Source organism: Pseudoalteromonas sp. ECSMB14103, assembly GCF_000813065.1.
Lineage (GTDB): Bacteria > Pseudomonadota > Gammaproteobacteria > Enterobacterales > Alteromonadaceae > Pseudoalteromonas > Pseudoalteromonas marina.
This window is the reverse complement of sequence record NZ_JWGY01000002.1, coordinates 468461-488838: the sequence shown is the minus strand read 5'-3', so window position 1 is coordinate 488838 and position 20378 is coordinate 468461. Positions and strand designations below refer to the sequence as shown.

Below are 20378 nucleotides of genomic sequence, written 5' to 3'. Positions count from 1 at the left end.
TAAGATAAAGTGCATCAAATTGCATTTCCTGCTAAGGTATTTGACTGCTGTTGAAGTGTAATAAATAGAATAATAAGAGGGATAGGAAGTTATGCGCCTAAACGGTGTGCAAAGACTATTAGAAACAGGGCTGATTATCAGTACCTTTGCTGCAATATTTATTTTATGTGCCTTAATCAGTTTTGATCCGGCAGATCCTTCGTGGTCACAAACCGGCGAATTTAGAAACGTAAAAAACATTACAGGCACAGCCGGTGCGTGGGTTGCCGATATACTGCTGCTTACTTTTGGGTGGCTTGCGTATTTAGTTCCGGCGGCGATTCAGTTATTCGGCTATTTATTGTTTAAACAGCCGCACCGTATTTTACAGCTTGATTACACAACATTAGCCCTTCGCATTATAGGCTTAGCCCTGTTTGTGACCTCAGCTACGGCAATTAGCAGTATTAACTTCGACGATATTTATAATTTTTCATCAGGCGGGGTAGTGGGAGATGTCATTGCGACTGCCATGATGCCGGCGTTTAATTTTACCGGCACATCAATTTTGCTATTGTGTTTCTTTTTTGCAGGATTAACCCTTTTAACAGGCGTGTCGTGGGTTGATTTTGTAGATTACCTAGGCGATTTAATGGTTAGGTTGTATCGCTTTATTACTTCGTACATAAAAGGTTGGATAAACAGAGAACGAATTGCTGCAAACACAAACAGTGACAATGTAGATGCTCAGTTTAACGACGACCTCACAGAGCAGCTTGAAGCGCCAGTAGAGGCAAAAAACGACGCACCTCAAAAAGCCATTAATAAACCGCAAACGCCTTTTACAGAGCCACAAATCAGTGACGACTACAGCCCATTTGATGAGCTTGACGATATACTCGATCAAGAAATTGGCTTTAGTGCAATAGATGATGAACCAATGGATACGGCAGCGGCACTAAACGCGCTTGATCAAAGCCAAGTTGTAGAACCTGAAAAACCAGTTACAACAGTGGTATCGCCAGCAAGGCCTATGCCTAAAGCAAAGCCTGCGTATCAGCCACCACCAACAGCAAAAGAAAAGTTTGAACAACTGCTTGACCAAGAGCCGCCACCAGGCCCATTACCGTCGCTTGATTTACTCGACAGACCCGATAAAGCTAAAAACCCAATTTCGCAAGAAGAGCTCGATGTTGTATCACGCCTTGTAGAGACAAAACTTCTCGACTTTAACGTACAAGCTACAGTAGTTGGTGTATATCCTGGGCCTGTTGTAACGCGATTTGAGCTTGATTTAGCACCGGGAATAAAGGTGTCTAAAATTACCGGTTTATCAAAAGATTTAGCCCGCTCGCTTTCAGCTATTAGTGTACGTGTTGTTGAAGTTATACCGGGTAAAACTTACATAGGCATAGAGCTGCCTAACAAACACCGTGAAATAGTTCGCTTGTCTGAAGTAATAAATGCGCCTAAATTTGAGCAAAATCCATCACCGCTTACCATGGTGTTAGGTAAAGACATTGCAGGGCAACCTGTGTGTGCCGATTTAGGTAAAATGCCACATTTATTGGTAGCTGGTACAACGGGCTCGGGTAAGTCAGTGGGCGTTAATGTAATGATATTAAGCTTACTGTATAAATCGGGCCCAGATGATGTACGTATGATCATGATTGACCCTAAAATGCTTGAACTTTCGGTTTACGAGGGGATACCGCATTTATTATGTGAAGTTGTAACCGACATGAAAGAAGCGGCTAACGCGCTGCGTTGGTGTGTAGGTGAAATGGAACGCCGTTATAAATTAATGTCGGCGTTGGGTGTACGTAATTTAAAAGGGTACAACCAAAAAGTACTTGATGCCAAAGATGCGGGCTACCCCATTATGGACCCACTTTTTAAAGACACAGACGGTATGAAGGACGGCCCCGACGAGCTTGAAAAACTACCAAGCATTGTTGTGGTAATTGATGAGTTTGCCGACATGATGATGATTGTTGGTAAAAAAGTAGAAGAACTTATTGCACGTATTGCACAAAAAGCACGTGCAGCAGGGATTCACTTAGTACTTGCAACTCAGCGTCCATCGGTTGATGTAATTACAGGCTTAATTAAAGCCAATATACCAACGCGTATGGCGTTTCAGGTATCAAGTAAAATAGATTCGCGCACCATACTTGACCAGCAAGGAGCCGAAAACTTACTAGGTATGGGTGACATGCTTTATTTACCGCCAGGCACAAGCGTGCCAGAGCGTGTGCATGGCGCATTTGTAGATGACCACGAAGTACACGCAGTCGTTAACGATTGGAAAGCGCGTGCTAAACCTAATTACATAGATGAAATTCTTAATGGCGATGCCACTGAAGATATTTTACTACCCGGTGAAGCAAGTGAAAGTGCAGATGAAGAGTCAGACCCACTTTACGACGAGGCGGTCGCATTTGTAATTGAGACAGGCAAGGTATCGGTTTCATCAGTACAACGTAAATTACGCGTAGGCTACAACCGTGCAGCACGCTTAGTAGAACAAATGGAAACATCAGGTATCGTAAGTTCACCAGGTCATAATGGTGCTCGCGATGTATTAGTACCTAATGGAGCAAACCAATGAAAAAATTAAACAGTTTATTATTAGTATTGAGTGGCCTAATTGCCGCACCCAGTTTTGCAGACGACAGCCAAGCACTGCAAGACAAACTAGCAACACTTAAAAGCTTTAAAGCGCAGTTTGCACAAAAAGTAACAGACAAAGAAGGCCAAGCCGTAATGCAAGGCGAGGGTACAATCTCCCTTAAACAACCTATGATGATACGCTGGGAACAAACCAACCCAGACGACACCTTATTTGTATCTAATGGTGATAAAACCTATTACTTCGACAGTTTTGCTGAGCAAGTAACCATAATGAATACTCACAGCTTAATAGACTCAACGCCGTTTGTATTACTTACCTCAAAAGACCCTGCACAATGGGAAAAATACAGTGTTCAAGCAACAGGGTCTGGCTATAGTGTTACGCCAAATAAAGGCGTAGAAAGCCAAGTAGAGCAGTTAGATATTACGTTTGTGGATAACCAAGCAGGCCTTGCAACATTAGTAGTGACAGATAACTCGGGCCAACTTTCATCGTTTACTTTTAACGATGCTAAAGTAAACACCGAGCTTGACGCCACAGTATTTGAATTTACACCGCCAGAAGGTGTTGAAATAGACGATCAAAGCCACGGTGAGTAATTTAGGCTTTAACTTTGGCCCCGATGTACGCCCACTTGCGGCGCGAATGCGCCCAACAACGCTCGATGAATACATAGGTCAGCAGCATTTACTGAGTGACGACAAACCTTTGCATCAAGCTATTGTTGCAGGGCGCTGCCATAGCTTAATTTTGTGGGGGCCGCCAGGGGTAGGTAAAACAACCTTGGCGCAAATTATTGCAAACCACGCCGATGCCGAGCTTATACAAATGTCGGCTGTGACCGCAGGCGTAAAAGATATTCGCGATAGCGTAACGCAAGCGCACGATAACCTACAAAGCCGCGGGCAACGCACCTTAATGTTTGTGGATGAAGTACACCGCTTTAACAAATCGCAGCAAGATGCATTTTTACCTCACATAGAAGACGGCACGTTTATATTTGTAGGCGCAACAACCGAAAATCCTTCGTTTGCACTTAATAATGCGATTTTATCGCGCGCACGCGTGTATGTTTTAAAGTCGCTTGCCGATACCGACTTATACACAGTAATAGAGCGCGCACTTGAGCAAGATGAGCAGCTAAACCAAAAAAACATTGTGATTGCCGATAACGCCAAAAAGGCGCTTTGCCAAGCAAGCGGCGGCGATGCCCGTAAAGTATTAAACCTACTTGAGCAAGCGGTTGATTTAACCACCGAGCATAACGGCACATACAACGTAGATGAGCACGTATTAAGCCAAGTACTGCCAACCCATTTAGCTAAATACGATAAAGGTGGCGATGAATTTTACGATTTAATCTCGGCTTTTCATAAATCGGTACGAGGCAGCTCACCGGATGGTGCGCTGTATTGGTATTGCCGTATTTTAGCCGGTGGCGGCGACCCACTTTATGTAGCAAGGCGCTTACTTGCCATTGCCACAGAAGACATAGGTAACGCAGACCCACGGGCAATGGAAGTGGCGTTAAACGCTTGGGATATATTTCAGCGTGTAGGCCCAAGTGAGGGCGAACGCGCCATTGCACAAGCCACTTTGTATTTAGCCAGCGCACCCAAAAGTAATGCGGTTTATATGGCGTTTAATCAAGCAAAAGCTGATGCCAAAAATGAGCCAAGTTACCCAGTGCCAGAACATTTACGTAATGCACCTACAAATCTAATGAAAGACTTAGGTTATGGCGCTGAATACCGCTATGCGCATAACGAAGAGGGCGCATTTGCCGCTGGTGAAAAATACTTACCACCAGAAATGGACGGCAAGGAATATTACCTACCAAGCGATCGCGGCCTAGAGCAAAAAATTAAACAAAAACTCGATTACCTAAAAGAGCGCGATGCGCAAAGCCCACTTAAACGATACGAAAATGATTAAACTTTATATGATGATCGCCCTTGGCGGTGCCTCAGGGGCTTGTTTACGATTTTTTATTAGCGAAACCATGCTAAAACTCCTTGGTAGGGGATTCCCTTTTGGTACGTTGGCGGTTAATATTCTGGGTTCATTGTTAATGGGCGTTTTATACGGTTTGATAGATAAACAAATTATCACTGTAAGCCCCGCTAAAACCCTTATCGGTATTGGCTTTTTAGGTGCATTAACCACCTTTTCAACATTCTCAATGGACTCGTTGTTGTTGTTACAACAAGGTCACTTTATTAAAATGGCCCTCAATATCATCTTAAATGTGATGGTCTGTATTTTTATGGCTTGGCTGGGCCTTCAGCTGGTAATGCAAAAAGGTTAAAAAACTAACATGTTAGATTCTAAATATTTACGACAAGACGTTGAGCAAACTGCAGCACGCTTAGCGGCTCGTGGCTACGAGCTTGATGTTGCAAAAGTGACAGAACTTGAAGAGCAACGCAAAACATTACAAGTAAAAACGCAAGAGCTTCAAAGTCAACGTAACGCCAGTGCTAAAGCCATTGGCCAAGCAAAAGCGAAAGGCGAAGACGCACAGCCTCTATTAGACGCAGTGGCAAACTTAGGCAGCGAATTAGACGCAACTAAAAAAGCGCAAGACGAAGTACTCAACGCGATTAACGACATTGCTTTAGCAATTCCAAATTTACCAGACGAATCAGTACCAGAAGGCGCTGATGAAGACGACAACGTTGAAATACTTACCTGGGGCACGCCTAAAAAGTACGACTTTGAAGTAAAAGATCACGTAGATGTAGGGCAAGACCTAAACGGCCTAGATTTTGAAATGGGCGTTAAAATTAGTGGCGCACGTTTTACAGTAATGCGCGGCCAAGTAGCACGTATGCACCGTGCACTAACGCAATACATGCTAGACACCCACACAGACACAAACGGCTATACAGAAATGTATGTACCGTACTTAGTAAATAGCGCAAGCCTATACGGCACAAGCCAATTACCTAAGTTTGCAGGCGACTTATTCCATACATTAGGCCTAGTAAACGACGACGGTGAACAACAAGCTGGTTTTAGCTTAATCCCTACAGCAGAAGTACCGTTGACTAATAGCGCACGCGATGAGATTTACGACGAAAGCGATTTACCGATTCGCTTAACTGCGCACACACCATGTTTTAGAAGTGAAGCGGGCAGCTACGGTCGCGATACACGTGGTTTAATTCGCCAGCACCAGTTTGATAAAGTTGAACTAGTTCAACTAGTAAAACCAGAAGATTCAATGCAAGCGCTTGAAGAGCTAACAGGCCACGCAGAGCAAATTTTACAAGCATTAGAACTACCATACCGTAAAGTCATTTTATGTATGGGCGACATGGGCTTTGGCGCAGCTAAAACATACGACTTAGAAGTATGGTTACCGGCGCAAGATACCTACCGCGAAATTTCGTCTTGTTCAAATATGGTCGATTTCCAAGCGCGCCGTATGCAAGCTCGTTTTCGCCGTGAAGGGGCTAAAAAGCCAGAGTTACTACATACACTAAATGGCTCAGGTTTAGCCGTTGGCCGTACACTAGTTGCCATACTAGAAAACTACCAACAAGCTGACGGTTCAGTAGTCGTGCCAGAAGTATTACGCCCATACATGGGTGGAGTTGAAGTTATTGGTAAAGCTTAAAATACTAGCTGTCAGCTGTCAGCTGTCAGTTTTTAGCCATAAGCTTTAGAAAGAAAGCCGCTGTTTGTAATGAACAGCGGCTTTTTTGTTGTGGGTTCAGGAAAAAGGTGAAAGGGAAAAGGTTCAAGGCGAAAGTAAAAGTCTAATTTACGCTATTTGTCAGTAAAAGTAATAAACCAGCCTTTATTGTTTATTTGTACAACACTTTTTGTCCAATATTACTGATCTCCACCATTTTGGTGTTTTTCTGCATCCAGTAAATTTAGATGAGAGCTAACTAATTGTTTACATGTGCTTATTCGCTGGTTACATTAGATTAATTGTTATATTTGGACATTTGTTGGTTTATAAAGCGACAAATGTCGTAGATAAAGTTGTTATGCATTAAATTCAGAATATGGAGGTTGTCGTGGACAGAAAAATATTTAAATTGCCTTTTACAAGAGTTGCTATACAAGACTGGCAATGTCCTACCTGTCAAAAAGGACTTTTGAGAATAAAAGAAGGTACATTTTTTTGTGAAGAAACATCTTTATCAAAAAAAGCACATAATCATGAAGCTTGGGATCCTGATTGGATCTCGTCTGTATATTCATGTTTATTAGAATGTTCAAATAATTCATGCAAAGAGACAGTATCAAATACAGGAAAAGGATTTGTTGATTGGGATATAGAACACGACGAGCATGGCTATCCTGAGCAAGTTTACGGTGATTTTTTCAAGCCATTATTTTTTCACCCTCACTTAAAGTTAATATCTGTACCTGAAAACACTCCTGATGAAGTTAAGAAAAAATTAAACGACTCATTCCAATTATTTTTTAGTTCGCCTTCTGCCGCTTCTAATCATGTAAGAGCTGCTATTGAGTCTTTGCTCAATAATTTAAATGTTAATAGATACCGAGTTTCAAATGGTAAACGACGTTTAATTAATTTACATCAAAGAATAGACCTTTTACCCGCCAAATATGCTGAACTTAAAGATTTACTAATTGCGGTTAAATGGCTAGGTAATGCCGGCAGTCACTCAGGCAAAGAGTTAACTGCTGATGATGTTATGGATGCATATGAAATAATGGAACATATACTCTCTGAAATATACGAAAGTAAATCTACTAAATTAAAAGCTCTAGCTAAAAAAGTTAACAAGGCAAAAGGTCCCAAGAGTTAATGCATAACACATATGAGCCTTAACTCTGTCAATAGGCATTAGTGTTCTTTTTGACCGTTTTTATAAATTGACGGTCAATTCTAAATCAATAAACAAATTCGTTTACTTCGTCTGTCGATACGGCTGTTAAGCAAGTAGCTTACGGCAAACACATATAGAGGCTCTCTTATTGCGATCTCATCGCAGCCAGGTTTTTCCCATATCCTTTTGGGATTGCTGGGGCACTAGACATTCATCGGTTAACCTCATCATGGCACTATTCAAGGCGGCTGGTTTCATCATTATGATCCAGTTAGTTTCAGGCTCAAGTCAGGTGTAAGCGACTTTGTTTATTGTATTAACGCACGCATACTGAGCGTCTAATCAAGACAAGTGGCTTAGGTCTGTAGGCATATAATCAGGTTAAAACTTGTTGGTTATTAACTCGCCCAATTGATTGATGCTCAGCCTTATATCCAGTTAGATGTTCAGCTCACTCAGTACCGTGACTAACTCTTTAAGAATTTTGCTTCATCGAATACCGCCTCTTTTTTAAGCATATAATAAACACAGCGACCAAGCTTATGCGCAAGCGCTGACAGTGCTTTGGCTTTGCTCATTCGTTTTTGTAGTTTTTCGAGGTATTTGTTGGCGTTGTGATTGTGACGCAACAGCAATACTGCGGCTTCGGAGAACGCCCATTTTAGATGTGCATTGCCAATTTTGTTGCCTTGGGTGCCATAGGTTTTACCGGCAGACTCTGCTTTACATTTGACTAACCGACTATATGAAGCGAACTTTTGTACGCTTGAAAAGCGATTGATGTCACCAATTTCATAAATAATGGTAAGTGCGAGAATGCGGCCTATCCCATTAATTGTTTGCAAGATATTAAGGTGGACAGGATTGTGTTGCTTGGCCATTTGTTCAATATAATGCTCTAAAGGCTTAAGCTCATTGTGGTAGCAATCGAGTATGGCCATGTTTAAATTAATAGAGCGTTGAACAACGGGATCAGGAAAGTAATAACGCATCTTTTCTCTGTCGCAGACGTTCTTTAAATTCACGTTGTGGGCAGGTAAATTGTACTGGCTGGCGGTATTGGCGACATGGGCTTTTAAATCAGCCCCGTGGCGAACAATTTTAGTTCTTCTGCGTAAAAACTAAATGGGGTCAAATCTTGACTTCAGACATCAGAACTTAAATTCTTCATAGCGGCTTAATTTAAGCCGCTATGATCCTCCCGAAGCGCAGCGTCTCTTATTCTCTTTGTGAATAAAGCTCTTTATCTAATAAAGTCATTCAACCACAAGTTTGAAATTTGAAGTAACAGAAACAGGCCATCAAATTATTCAGGCTGAAATAAATGGGCATACAGTAAATTTAATTTTAGGTACAGCGGCGGATGCATCTGTTTTAGATAGGGCATGTATTAAAAAACAAAGGGGTCAAATCTTGACTTCAGGCATCAAGTCGCCATTAGCTCAAAGCAACTTTATTTAATGCTTTATTTTCCTCTTAAAGTGAAGCGCCTCTCATCCTCTTTGTAAATTAATAGGCTTCAAGAAAATTAGTTTTTGTATTTTTAGCTTTAAAAATCTCTGCCATGTTTTAACTACAAAAGGATATAAGTGAAAGCTAGTGACTTACCATTTATACGGTTGTGTTAGAAGGTAACTGTAGTAGAGTGTGTGTCAATTAACCTAAATAAGAAACTAAATGGGGTCAAATCTTGACTTCAGACATCAGAACTTAAATTCTTCATAGTGGCTTAATTTAAGCCGCTATGATCCTCCCAAAGCGCAGCGTCTCTTATTCTCTTTGTGAATAAAGTTCTTTATCGAATAAAGTCATTCAACCACAAGTTTGAAATTTGAAGTAACAGAAACAGGCCATCAAATTATTCAGGCTGAAATAAATGGGCATACATTAAATTTAATTTTAGGTACAGCGGCGGGTGCATCTGTTTTAGATAGGGTATGTATTAAAAACTTGGAATACAAGAAGAAGTAAGTGAAGAAAATGCCGCAGGTATAGGTACGGCCGAACACGAAATGGGCTTAATAGACGTTGTAAAATTTAAACTGGCAGGCCAGTTGTATCAAAGTACAGAGTTTGTATCACTAAACTTAGACCATGTTCAGCTCTCATACTGTAGACTAAATAAAGATTATTTGGTCTTGGTTTTATAGTTTTCTATTCAGAAACTATTTTAACAGATACTTTGCTGATGCATTATTTTATCGATACATTTTTGAAATATTGGGGTTTAAGCTAAACCCCAAAACCTAATGGTTAACTAAAACCGTAGTATAATTTATTCGCTAGTAGCTGATAGAGCTTTTGTATCGTCTGCAAATAAGCCTTTCCATTTACTCGGTATGTAACTGTCAATAATCTTAGTTTCTGAACTTACAAGAGATACAGAATCCTTGATTTTTACCATAGTGGTAGGAATGTTTTGGCTAGTGTCACCTGCAATAGAGCGGACTAAACTTTGACTAAGAGCATTAACAGAAATGCCACCAGATTGTTGCTCAAAAGTTGTGTATACATCAACTTGATAACCCGTTTGATACTGAACAACACATATAAAAAATGTAGTTCTTTCACTCCAACCACTTGCTGATTTGTCTGATTTCATTGTAAGTAGTGGATCTTTACACTGAGGGATTTTCATGCTTGATCCACCAGATGCTTGAGATATTGCTGAGAATCCACTTACTAATCCACCAATTTGAGAATTCGCAAATGGGCTTACTAGTTCAAATCGTGACGCCGTTTCAGGCAGTGTAGAAGGCGGTAATCCTCGATTAACAGCAAGGCTGCTCATACTATTTTGAGCTGTCTCTATAACAGTATCTAGTAGTTTATCTCTAATGGAGCTATCACCTTTTACATCAATGATCATATAGGCTTGTTCTGTAGTTCTAGTTGGAGTTGTTGAAGCACAGCCGGTTAAAATCAATATAGTTAGGGCTAATATTATTATATTTTTCATGAAATTTTCCTTATATTTTTATTACTTCTCAAGTGGTCACTTAAGAAAGGCGATACTTTACAATAACCTAGAGGTAAATCAATGAAATAAATTCAAATTAGATTTGTTTGATTGATAAGTGGTCAGATGAGATGATATTCAATCAAATGTTAACTAATAGTAATTAAGCTCTGATAAATAAATTGAATTAAATACAGTTTAAGTCATGGAGTGATATTGGTAATGTGTTTGTCAATTAACCGAAATAAGGAACATTCATGGAATTAGCTAAAACTACAAGCTTGAAATTTGAAGTAACAGAAACAGGTCATCAAATTATTCAGGCTGAAATAAATGGGCATACAGTACGTTTAATTTTAGATACAGCGGCGGGTGCATCTGTTTTAGATAAAGCATGTATTAAAAAGCTTGGAATACAAGAGGAATTAAGCGAGGAAAATGCCGCAGGTTTAGGCACAGCCGAACACGAAATGGGGTTAATAGACGTTGTAAAATTTGAATTGGCAGGGCAGTTGTATGAAAGTACACAGTTTGTATCACTAGACCTAGACCATGTTCAGGCCGCTGGTGGTGGCAATTCAATACATGGGTTATTAGGCTCGCCATTTTTTAGAAAATACCAAGCCATATTAGATTTTGGTACTAATACACTGACAATTAGAGAGCCATTGTCTGATTTTGATTGATAATAGAGGCTTACTTAAAGGCACTCCTTAATTCTAAAGCGAAGCGCCTCTCACATTTCTCTATAAATTAATTGGCTTTAAACAACATCAGCTCAGCATTTTTCCCATCGGTTAATATGGCTACATTACCTTGCGTAGTTACAAATACATCTCTTAATCGTCCTGTTGCTTCTGGAAATACATGCGACTGGGTGAATTTACCATTCGCTAAATTAACGCTGTAGAGTTTTTTATCTACAAGCGTGGTGATGAGCACATGTTTTTGAAGCGAAGGGAATGCGGCGTATTTAGAGCCATAATATGCCATACCCGATGGGGCGATTGATGGCGTCCAATCTACGCTTGGTTTTTGCATGCCCGGGTAGTCTCTAAATGGAGATATGCGCGCTTGCGAGTAATCGTCACCGTTTGTAATGACTGGCCAACCGTAATTATTTCCAGCCGTTAAATAATTTAGCTCGTCGCCACCTGCGGGGCCATGTTCGTGGCTTACAATTTGTTGCGTGTCATAGTCGTACACTAAACCTTGAAGGTTACGGTGCCCATATGAATACACTGCATGAGCTGTTGGGTTTTTGTGGTCAATAAAAGGGTTATTTTTGGGTGTTTTGCCATTTGCTGAAATGCGCAGTGTTTTGCCAAGCTGGCTAGTTACTACTTGTGCTTGCTCTCTGTAGTCAAAACCATCACCACTTGAAAACAGTATAGTGTTATCGGGGAGAATAAGGGCGCGACCAGAGTAATGTTGTGGTGTGTCTTTATCTGTGGCTACGTTGTAAATGATGGTTGGCGTTGTAAAACGTGTACCATTGAAAGTAGCTTTAGCTATTACGAGCCTGTTTGCATCAAGATTGCCTTGGGCGTAGGTAAAAATAATTTCTTTGGACTTAGCAAAATTCGGCGTGAGTACTATATCAAGTAAACCACCTTGACCTGCAACGTATAAACCTTCAAGTGGTAATTTTATTCTACTTTGCTCGTTATTTTTAATAACCACTACGTGGCCGTCGCGTTCGGTTATTAACCATGTACCATCGGGCAGTTGCACCATACTCCAAGGCGAGTTTAGCTGTGTAGCGAGTGTTTGCGTTGTATATTGTTTTTTAGTTAATGCATTGTTTGCATTGACGTTAAATGAGAAGAGTGCGAATAGTATAAAAAGCGAGATGCATTGTTTACCGCGCAAGCCTTTGCTACTGTATAAAAAATTATTTAGTTTAAATTGAGATAACCATGTTGTTTTTAACACGCATACTCCCTTCATTTTTAGTTGCTTGGTTACTAACGTTTACGCTTGCTAGCTTGTTTCATAGCCAATACGTTGTCAATCAATTAGTTAATATAGGTGTAGTGGTAGAGTTTGCTGACCGTGTTAATTTAACACTCGACGATTGGTTTGGTTTACTTCCTACGTATGGCGCTATTATTGCCCTTGCACTCACTATTGCTTTTTTAGTGACTTGGTTTATTAATAAAAAATTAAAAGCACATAGTACTGGGCTGTTTGTTATAGCGGGTATAGCCGCTTTTGCGATGGCGCTCATTGCGATTGAGTCTATTATGAATATAACCATTATTGCTGGCGCAAGAGGGTGGGGCTTTTATTTACAATTGGTTGCAGGCGCTATTGGCGGTTACGCGTTTGCACAACTAATTAAAGTAGTTGAAAACACAAAGTTAAACTAAGTGTTTTTTAAGGTTAGTTACTTAGCTAAAGCCGCTGTTTAATTTAAACAGCGGCTTTTTAAAACCCTTTTTATACTTTGTTAAAAAATTAAACCAATGAGTTTGTAACTACTTAAGCCAAAAATAAGCATTAACACAGGTAGAGTAACTAGGTTTAAAATAAACGAGTTGGTAAATTTCCCCATGACCGATTTTTGATTTACTAACCACACTAAGTAAATAGTGATAACAGGAAGTAATAAACCATTAGCCGCTTGGGCAAATATTATAACCGCGACAGGGTCTAACCCAAGAGATGCTACCGCAGCACCAAATAATAAGATGGTAATAGCAACGCTTTTAAAGCGAGTACTTGCCATGTCATTTGACCAACCTAACATACCACATACGGCATAAGCCCCAGCAAGCGGCGCGGTTATTGCGCTAGTTAACCCTGCGGCAAACAACCCTATAGCAAAAAAGTAGTGGGCTGCATCACCGAGCAAGGGCTCTAGTTGTACTGCCATGTTTGCTGCGCTAATTTGCCCTGCGTTTGTTCCATAAAAAGCGACCGACGCGGTAGATAAAATAGCTAATGTGATTACACCGCCCAAAGTAATTGAAAGGCCAGTATCAACATTGGTTTGCTTAATTACTTTTTGTAAGTCACTTTTGCTGTCGTGCTTAGCTGCTAAAACACCAGAGTGCAAAAATAGGTTGTACGGCACTATGGTTGTACCAACCAACGCTAAAACAGTTGTTATTGAGCCTTCAGGCAAGCTTGGCGTAAAGCCTGACAATATATCACCCAGTGATGGTGAAGCCATGATCAATGTAGATATAAACACCAAGCTCATTAAAATCACTAATACTATAAGTGCGTTTTCTACCACTTTATGTTTGCCGCTATAAAGTAAACCAGCACTTAAAAAAGCAATTAGAGGGGTCCATATTTGTGGATTAACGTTTGGGAATATGCCAATTAATCCCATACTCGCGCCACTTAAATTACCCGCTTCGTATGCTGCACTACCAACACCTATGGCGCTGATCACTAAAAATATGGCTAACGATTTAAATAGCGGGGTTTGAATATTTGCCCTAAGTGCTTGCGCTAAGTCTTGGCCTGTTGCAACGCCAAGGCGTGCCGCCATTGATTGTAGTAATATAGTTGCAATAACTGAAAATAGTAATGTCCAAATAAGCGCAAAACCAAAGTTTGCGCCTGCCACACTGGCAGTGGTGATTGTACCTGGCCCAATAAAGGCAGCAGTGACGAGTAATCCTGGACCTAATCGCATAATTTACCTTAATAGTGTTATTGCATGTTGCTATTTAAAATTACACCTAACGTTTAAAACCAATAATTATACGCGATGCCTGTTGTGTATTGCCGCCACTTAAAATAAGTACGGTGCAGTGCAGTTATTGCCGCTTATTGACGGGTGCTTTTATGTAAGCATATGCTAAAAAAGGGCGGGTAGGATACCAATTTATATATAAATTTAAAGGGTATAGAACGCGTTTGCATAAACTTTAAACGAGTATTAGGCCATCAATCAAACTCATAATGACACTGTATGTGTATTTACATTATGAGTGTTTTAATTGCTTCTAGGCCTTTTTTGAGCGTTGCTTCATCGGTGGCGTAATTAATACGCACGCATTTATGTTTGTGCTCCCAGCTATCTTCAATACCTATAAAAAAGTTGTGGCCAGGAATGATATACACATCTTGTTTTTTAAGTTTTTGGTAAAGCTGTTCGCTGGTTATTTTTGAATCTTTAAACCATAGCCACATAAAAAATGCGCCTTCTACCTTATGTAAATAAACAGGTAAGTCAGCAAATATTTCATCAAATAGGCTAACAGCGACCTGTGCTTTATTTTTATAAAAAGGCAAAATGGTATTTTTACACAGAGGCAGTAGTTTATTGTCTTTGATTAAGCGGGTGACTAAGCTTGGCCCAAAACTATTAGGTGATAACACCATAGCGCCATTAACGCGGCTAATTGCTTTAATAATCTCGTTATTGGCAACCACTATACCGGTGCGCAGGCCTGGCAAGCCCAGTTTTGAAAGCGACATACACAATATAATGTTTGAGTTCCAGGTTAGGTTTGCATCGGTATAAATACAACCAGGGAATGGGTCGCCATAGGCGTTATCAATAATAAGGGGGATAGTGTATTGCTTTGCGAGTAAGTCTAGTTGATGAACTTCATCGTCGGTGATTACGTTACCCGTTGGGTTGGTAGGGCGCGACACACATAATGCGCTTATGCTGTTGTCGTTGGCAAGTACAGCCTTAACCGCATCAAAATCAATTACATATTTAAACTGTTTAGAGCCGTTTGATGCATTTAGTATTTCTATTTCGGGTTTAATGGCCACAAACATATCGTCAGTTAAACCTTGGTCGGCATAGCCTACGTATTCTGGCGCGAGTGGAAAAAGTACTTTTTTATGGCTGCCATCAGCCATTTTGCCTGCAAATAGGTTAAATAAAATAAAAAAGTTAGCTTGGCTACCATTTCCTAATGCAATATTGCTCGCTGTTAAATTCCACGCATATGCTTGCGTTAACTGATTAGCAAGGGCTGCTCTAAACTCATCGTTACCCGTTGGGCCATCGTAAAGGCCCATTACTTGCGCTATTTTATTATTTTTTACTAGATGATTTAGCTCGTCAATAAACGCAGTGTTTACTTGTGGCACAGAGGCGGGGTTGCCTCCGCCAAGCATCACTAAATTAGGGTTATTACTGTTTTTAGCATTACCAAGATCTTCCATTAGCTGTGTAATGCCATTGGGTTGAGTAAATTTGCTGCCAAAGTGTGAATAGTTCATAAAACCTAATACATTTAATAAATTAGGCAAAGAGTATAACGTAAAAAAACCGAGTAAATTTATAGATGAGAATAATTCACGACTTATACATATGGCCTTCCTGCGTTATAATTATTTCAGTATTAAATGTAGGTGTTTAGTTATCAATAACCCAAATAAAATAAACGACGACCCAGTCAACTTGCCCATCGAGCCTGTAATTAATAATACCGAGCTTAAAATAGCCACCTTTAATCTGTTTAACTACCTTGAACCACCTAACGCCTATTACGAATTTGAACGTATATACACCGCTGAGAAATGGGCAAGAAAACAGCGCTGGATCACCGAATACATAAACGAGCAGCAGCCCGATGTAATTGGTTTTCAGGAAATATTTAGTATTGAGTCACTTAAAGAATTAATGCTAAACCAAGGTTATAACCATTTTGCTGTAGTTGATAAACCCCATGTTATAGATGATTTTATTTTTAAGCACCCTGTTGTTGGTATTGCCTCTAAATACCCTATTGTTGATGTAATAGCGGTAGAGCATGATGAGGAACTAGCATGCTCACTTGGTTTAACACAGGCGTTTTCATTTAGTCGTAAGGTACTCAGGGCCACAGTTACGTTACCTCACTTAGGAGATACAGATTGCTATGTTGTGCACTTTAAATCTAAGCGGGGCATGCTTGAGGTAGACGAGCACAATAAAGCGGTAACAGCCGAGCAAAACATTATCGATATTTTAAAAGCGAATGTAGCAGGGAGTTGGGGCTCAACAATTCAACGTGGCAGCGAAGCGACTTTACTCATGATACAAATGATCACCCGACGAGAGGCGACTCAAAACCCCATGGTATTAATGGGCGATTTTAACAACGACCTTTCTGATGGCGTACTTAACCACCTGCTAACCAATACATTAAGGTTTGCGCCCGCATTGGATGCCAAAGCCTTCCTTGCTAAGTATTGTTTGTATGACTCGTGGGCATTATTTGAAAAACTAGTAATTACTGCTGATGATGCTCAGCAAGCAAATAACAGTGATGGTGAAAACATTGCTCAAACAGCACCACTAACGCGTAAAGCAACTCACTACTTTGGTACAAGCAGCTCAGTGCTTGATTATATTTTACTGTCGTGCGAGTTTGACCCAAGCTACGATGATAGTTTTTTTGAAGTAAGTAACCATAATACGTACGACAGGCATTTAATTAACCCCGAATATGAGCGAGACGACTTAACCACTGACCATGGCGTTGTGTGTATTACTTTAAACCTCAGAACTTAAAAAGCCCGTTGTAAAATGGCACTTAGTAATATGTAGTTATTACAAAAGTGACTTTTAATATATTGCAAGGTGCTGAATATATTGGTTTTTATTTGGTATTTATTTTGCATTAATTAATGCAGCTTTAATTACTTAGTTTAAAAAATAAAGGATTTAACAATGAATGACGTGTCTTTATCTGCTTATTTAGGGTTTTATTTATACTTAATTATGCTGGTGGTGCAGTGGGGTGTTGCGACCTTTAGCAAGGCCAAGGAGCCCGGTGCAGTGCCGGGTAAAATTTGCGACGATTTATCGCACGATAGCTTTATATTTAGAGCGCACCGTACGTTTCAAAATACATTAGAAAACAGCGCGTTATTTATAGGCACGGTGTTATTTGCATTTGTAATTAATTACCAAAGCGCAATTTTTGCAATGTGTGTGTGGGTGTATGTAGTTGCGCGTTTAATTCACATGATTTTATATTATGTTATTGCAACAGAGAAAAACCCAAGCCCGCGTACGTATTTCTTTTTAATTAGCTTTATTGCCAACATTGTAATGTTGGTACTAATAGGTTTTCGTTTAATAGCTTAATAAATAAAAAACCGACGTTTTAGTGTTAGTACTACAACGTCGGTTTTTTGTATTGAGTGTTATTCTACCCCAATAAATCCACCAGTTTGATGAGCCCAAAGGCCTGCATATATGCCCCCTTGTGCAATGAGTTCATCGTGTGAGCCTTGCTCAACGACGCCACCATTATCTAACACGATGAGTCTATCCATTTGTGCAATGGTAGACAGCCTATGCGCTATAGCGATAACCGTTTTTCCTGTCATTAAATGATCAAGGCTTGCTTGAATAGCCGCTTCAACTTCTGAATCAAGTGCGCTGGTCGCTTCGTCTAAAATAAGAATAGGGGCATTTTTAAGCAACACACGTGCAATGGCAATACGTTGGCGTTGACCGCCTGATAAAGTTACACCACGTTCGCCAACCTGTGCATCAAACCCTTTATTGCCTTTTGAGTCTTCTAAATCGCTAATAAAATCGAGCGCTTTAGCTTGTTTTGCGGCGTTTAACATTTCAGCTTCGGTCGCGTCGGGGCGACCGTATAAAATATTATCTTTAACAGAGCGGTGAAGCAGGGAAGTGTCTTGCGTTACCATAGCAATATAGCGGCGAAGACTTTCTTGGCTTACGTCAGTAATATTTTGCCCGTCAATCTTAATTGTGCCAGAGTCGGTATCGTAAAAGCGCAGCAGTAGGTTAACAAGCGTTGATTTACCCGCGCCAGAGCGGCCAACTAAACCTATTTTTTCACCGGGTTTAATATTAAGATTTAAACCATTCATTACCGGGCCACGGTTAGTTTCGTTGGCGGCTTTGCCATAATTAAAATGTATATCTTTAAACTCAATACTGCCTTGGGTTACTTCAAGGGTGTTTGCGTTTGGTTTATCGTCTACTTTTATTGGGTTTGATAATGTTTTCATACCATCGGTGGCGGTGCCAATATTTTCAAACAGGCTGCTTATTTCCCACATGATCCACTGCGCCATACCGTTTAACCTAAGCGATAAACTAACTGCAACGGCTATAGCGCCAGCGCTAATTGCACTCATTGACCATAAATAAAGCGATAATGCGGCAACACTAAATACCAATAAATAGTTAAGCGTATTAATAGCAAAGTTAAGGCTGGTTACCAAGCGCATTTGTTTATATACGGGTTGTAAAAATACATCCATGCTTTGCTTGGCGTACTGCTCTTCGCGTTGGGTGTACGAAAAAAGTTTAATAGTTGAAATGTTAGTGTAGCTATCAACAATTCGGCCCGTCATTTCTGATCGCGCATCGGCTTGTGAGCTGGCAATTTTTTTAAGTTTAGGCACAAAGTAAACCTGTATTGAAGCATACAAGGCAAGCCATACAAGCAAAGGGATCATCAAGCGCCAATCAGCTTCAGCCACTAAAAACACCATAGCGCCAAAATAAACCACTATGTACATAAGTACATCAAGCAGTTTCATTACCGCCTCGCGAACGGCTAAAGACGTTTGCATTACTTTGGTAGCAATACGTCCTGCAAATTCATTTTGGTAAAAACTTACACTTTGGCGTAGTAAATACCGATGCGCTGACCAGCGAATCGACATAGGGTAATTACCCAATAAGGCTTGATGCAAAATAGCGGCGTGAAAAAACACCACAATAGGCAAAACGACTAACAGCATAACAGCCATTTTTATCAGCTCAGTTTTTTGCTCTACAAATAGGGTTTGTGGTGTATGGGTACTTAGCCAATCAACCAATTGGCCCATATAACTAAATAACGATACTTCTAAAATAGCTAACAGCGCAGCACTTATCGACATAAGCACTAACGAGAGTTCCATGCCCTTAGTGTAATGGCGGCAAAACGCAAATAAAGTAGAAGGCGGCTGAGTGGGTTTTTCCTCAGGAAATGCGTTGGTCATTCTTTCAAAGAGTCGATACATTTTAAAAACTTAAATAGCAAATAATGTGAAGTATCATACCATTTATGTATTTTTAAATGCAGTTTTGTATTAACTAACATGAGCTTTAGTTGAGAGATTCTATATCTAAAATTCAGGTTAGTTATTACTTATACAGGCTTTTTATCTAACAGGGTTTGAAAGATTGATGCCTCGGCTCATATATAAGTCGTCGTATTTTAAACCGCCGTTACCATAGGGCTTTTTAGCCGGCCCAGTATTTGCGTTTGCCAAAAAGTAAATAAGTGGTTGTTCACGTTTCATTCTAAATTTTGCATTTTTATACACGAGTGTTTGCGTTGTAAACTCACCGCCTTGAACATACACATTGTATTGTTGGCCTTGCATTTTTGTAGGCGCGTTATTCACTACATACCAGATGCTGTACCATTGATTTGTGTTAAGGGGCTTTGCTGATTGGGCGGCGTTATAGTTTTGAATGTTGCTGTAACCTTTATCTGTTTTGACCATTAAAGCGCCATCGTTTTTAAATCCATTCGACTCGGCTTTGTCTGTTACACGTAAGGTAGGTTCAAACGCATTGTAACCATGCTTTTTAATTTCATTAGGTTGTAAGTTACTTAAGCCAAAAGCGTGATTGTTAGGAAACGTTTCTACATTTATGCGCGTAAAAAATGTATAGGTTTCTCCCACTTCAACTACTTTTGGTAGCTTAGTAAAACTGAGTGCTTTTCGATTACCAATAATGCCTTCGGCGGCTGGTTTTTTTAATAAGTAATGATTTGAGGATTCAGCCTCTCGTGAAATTTTTGTCACTTGTGGGTTGGCTATGTATGGATTGGTTTGATTGTCTGTATCAGCTTTTTGCCATGTTAGCGTTTGCGTTTCAAAATTATCGATTAACAGCCATTGATTTGTGGAAGGGTGTTGGTGATTTTGGCTGCATGCTACTAATGTGATTAACCACATTGGCAGAAGAACGTTTTTATGGCGCATTGTTTGCTCTTTATTTAATTGTTATTGATAGCATAAACAGGAATAAATTGTT

General features: G+C 40.1%; 16 protein-coding genes and 1 pseudogene. 10 read left to right on the top strand and 7 right to left on the bottom strand.

Translation table 11 applies throughout. The features are described 5' to 3' along the window. Window positions 1-91 precede the first annotated feature (91 nt). From RF53_RS07325 to RF53_RS07300, 6 genes are all read left to right on the top strand, one after another. Entirely contained in the window at window positions 92-2590 is a 2499-nt protein-coding gene (locus RF53_RS07325) for a DNA translocase FtsK (protein ID WP_039037122.1), read from the top strand. Next, a complete protein-coding gene (gene lolA, locus RF53_RS07320; protein WP_039037121.1) occupies window positions 2587-3213 on the top strand; it encodes an outer membrane lipoprotein chaperone LolA in 627 nt (208 codons plus the stop codon). The genes RF53_RS07325 and lolA overlap by 4 nt, the downstream gene beginning before the upstream one ends. Next, entirely contained in the window at window positions 3206-4549 is a 1344-nt protein-coding gene (locus RF53_RS07315) for a replication-associated recombination protein A (protein ID WP_039037120.1), read from the top strand. The genes lolA and RF53_RS07315 overlap by 8 nt, the downstream gene beginning before the upstream one ends. After that, window positions 4542-4922: a fluoride efflux transporter CrcB gene (crcB, locus tag RF53_RS07310; protein ID WP_010556384.1), complete on the top strand. Its 381-nt coding sequence runs from the start codon at window positions 4542-4544 to the stop codon at window positions 4920-4922. The genes RF53_RS07315 and crcB overlap by 8 nt, the downstream gene beginning before the upstream one ends. A gap of 9 nt (window positions 4923-4931) precedes the next feature. Next, a complete protein-coding gene (gene serS, locus RF53_RS07305; RefSeq protein WP_039037119.1) occupies window positions 4932-6236 on the top strand; it encodes a serine--tRNA ligase in 1305 nt (434 codons plus the stop codon). A 409-nt stretch (window positions 6237-6645) separates the two neighbouring features. Continuing rightward, complete coding sequence (locus RF53_RS07300; RefSeq protein WP_052242871.1) at window positions 6646-7407, top strand: DUF4145 domain-containing protein; 762 nt, start codon at window positions 6646-6648, stop codon at window positions 7405-7407. A gap of 488 nt (window positions 7408-7895) precedes the next feature. On the opposite strand, the pseudogene RF53_RS07295 reads toward RF53_RS07300, so the two are convergent. Together RF53_RS07295 and RF53_RS07285 are read right to left on the bottom strand one after the other, a co-directional pair. After that, window positions 7896-8546 (bottom strand): annotated as a pseudogene (locus tag RF53_RS07295) (IS110 family transposase); the annotation flags it as partial. Between the two features lie 1157 nt (window positions 8547-9703). Next, complete coding sequence (locus RF53_RS07285) at window positions 9704-10387, bottom strand: hypothetical protein (protein WP_039037116.1); 684 nt, start codon at window positions 10385-10387, stop codon at window positions 9704-9706. A gap of 257 nt (window positions 10388-10644) precedes the next feature. On the opposite strand from RF53_RS07285, the gene RF53_RS07280 reads away from it, so the two are divergent. Next, a complete protein-coding gene (locus tag RF53_RS07280) occupies window positions 10645-11073 on the top strand; it encodes a retropepsin-like aspartic protease (protein WP_039037115.1) in 429 nt (142 codons plus the stop codon). Window positions 11074-11140: 67 nt separating this feature from the next. Here the strand turns inward: RF53_RS07280 and RF53_RS07275 are convergent, their stop codons facing one another. Continuing rightward, window positions 11141-12322 (bottom strand): PQQ-dependent sugar dehydrogenase, encoded by a 1182-nt coding sequence (locus RF53_RS07275; RefSeq protein ID WP_039037114.1) that lies wholly within the window; start codon window positions 12320-12322, stop codon window positions 11141-11143. On the opposite strand from RF53_RS07275, the gene RF53_RS07270 reads away from it, so the two are divergent. Beyond that, window positions 12307-12759 (top strand): hypothetical protein, encoded by a 453-nt coding sequence (locus tag RF53_RS07270; RefSeq protein WP_039037113.1) that lies wholly within the window; start codon window positions 12307-12309, stop codon window positions 12757-12759. The two genes, RF53_RS07275 and RF53_RS07270, sit on opposite strands and share 16 nt — an antisense overlap. An 80-nt stretch (window positions 12760-12839) precedes the next feature. Here the strand turns inward: RF53_RS07270 and RF53_RS07265 are convergent, their stop codons facing one another. Together RF53_RS07265 and RF53_RS07260 are read right to left on the bottom strand one after the other, a co-directional pair. After that, window positions 12840-14039 (bottom strand): Nramp family divalent metal transporter, encoded by a 1200-nt coding sequence (locus tag RF53_RS07265; RefSeq protein WP_039037112.1) that lies wholly within the window; start codon window positions 14037-14039, stop codon window positions 12840-12842. Window positions 14040-14326: 287 nt separating this feature from the next. Next, on the bottom strand, window positions 14327-15589 hold the full coding sequence (locus RF53_RS07260; protein WP_039037111.1) for a valine--pyruvate transaminase: 1263 nt from the start codon (window positions 15587-15589) through the stop codon (window positions 14327-14329). Between the two features lie 235 nt (window positions 15590-15824). Here RF53_RS07260 and RF53_RS07255 point away from each other — a divergent pair, with 235 nt between their 5' ends. Both RF53_RS07255 and RF53_RS07250 read left to right on the top strand, forming a co-directional pair. Continuing rightward, window positions 15825-16865 (top strand): endonuclease/exonuclease/phosphatase family protein, encoded by a 1041-nt coding sequence (locus RF53_RS07255; RefSeq protein WP_039037210.1) that lies wholly within the window; start codon window positions 15825-15827, stop codon window positions 16863-16865. A 159-nt stretch (window positions 16866-17024) separates the two neighbouring features. Next, on the top strand, window positions 17025-17444 hold the full coding sequence (locus tag RF53_RS07250) for an MAPEG family protein (RefSeq protein WP_039037110.1): 420 nt from the start codon (window positions 17025-17027) through the stop codon (window positions 17442-17444). Window positions 17445-17503: 59 nt separating this feature from the next. On the opposite strand, the gene RF53_RS07245 is transcribed toward RF53_RS07250, so the two are convergent. Next, complete coding sequence (locus RF53_RS07245; protein ID WP_039037109.1) at window positions 17504-19351, bottom strand: ABC transporter ATP-binding protein; 1848 nt, start codon at window positions 19349-19351, stop codon at window positions 17504-17506. A gap of 141 nt (window positions 19352-19492) precedes the next feature. Beyond that, entirely contained in the window at window positions 19493-20326 is an 834-nt protein-coding gene (locus RF53_RS07240; RefSeq protein WP_039037108.1) for a hypothetical protein, read from the bottom strand. Window positions 20327-20378: the final 52 nt, after the last annotated feature.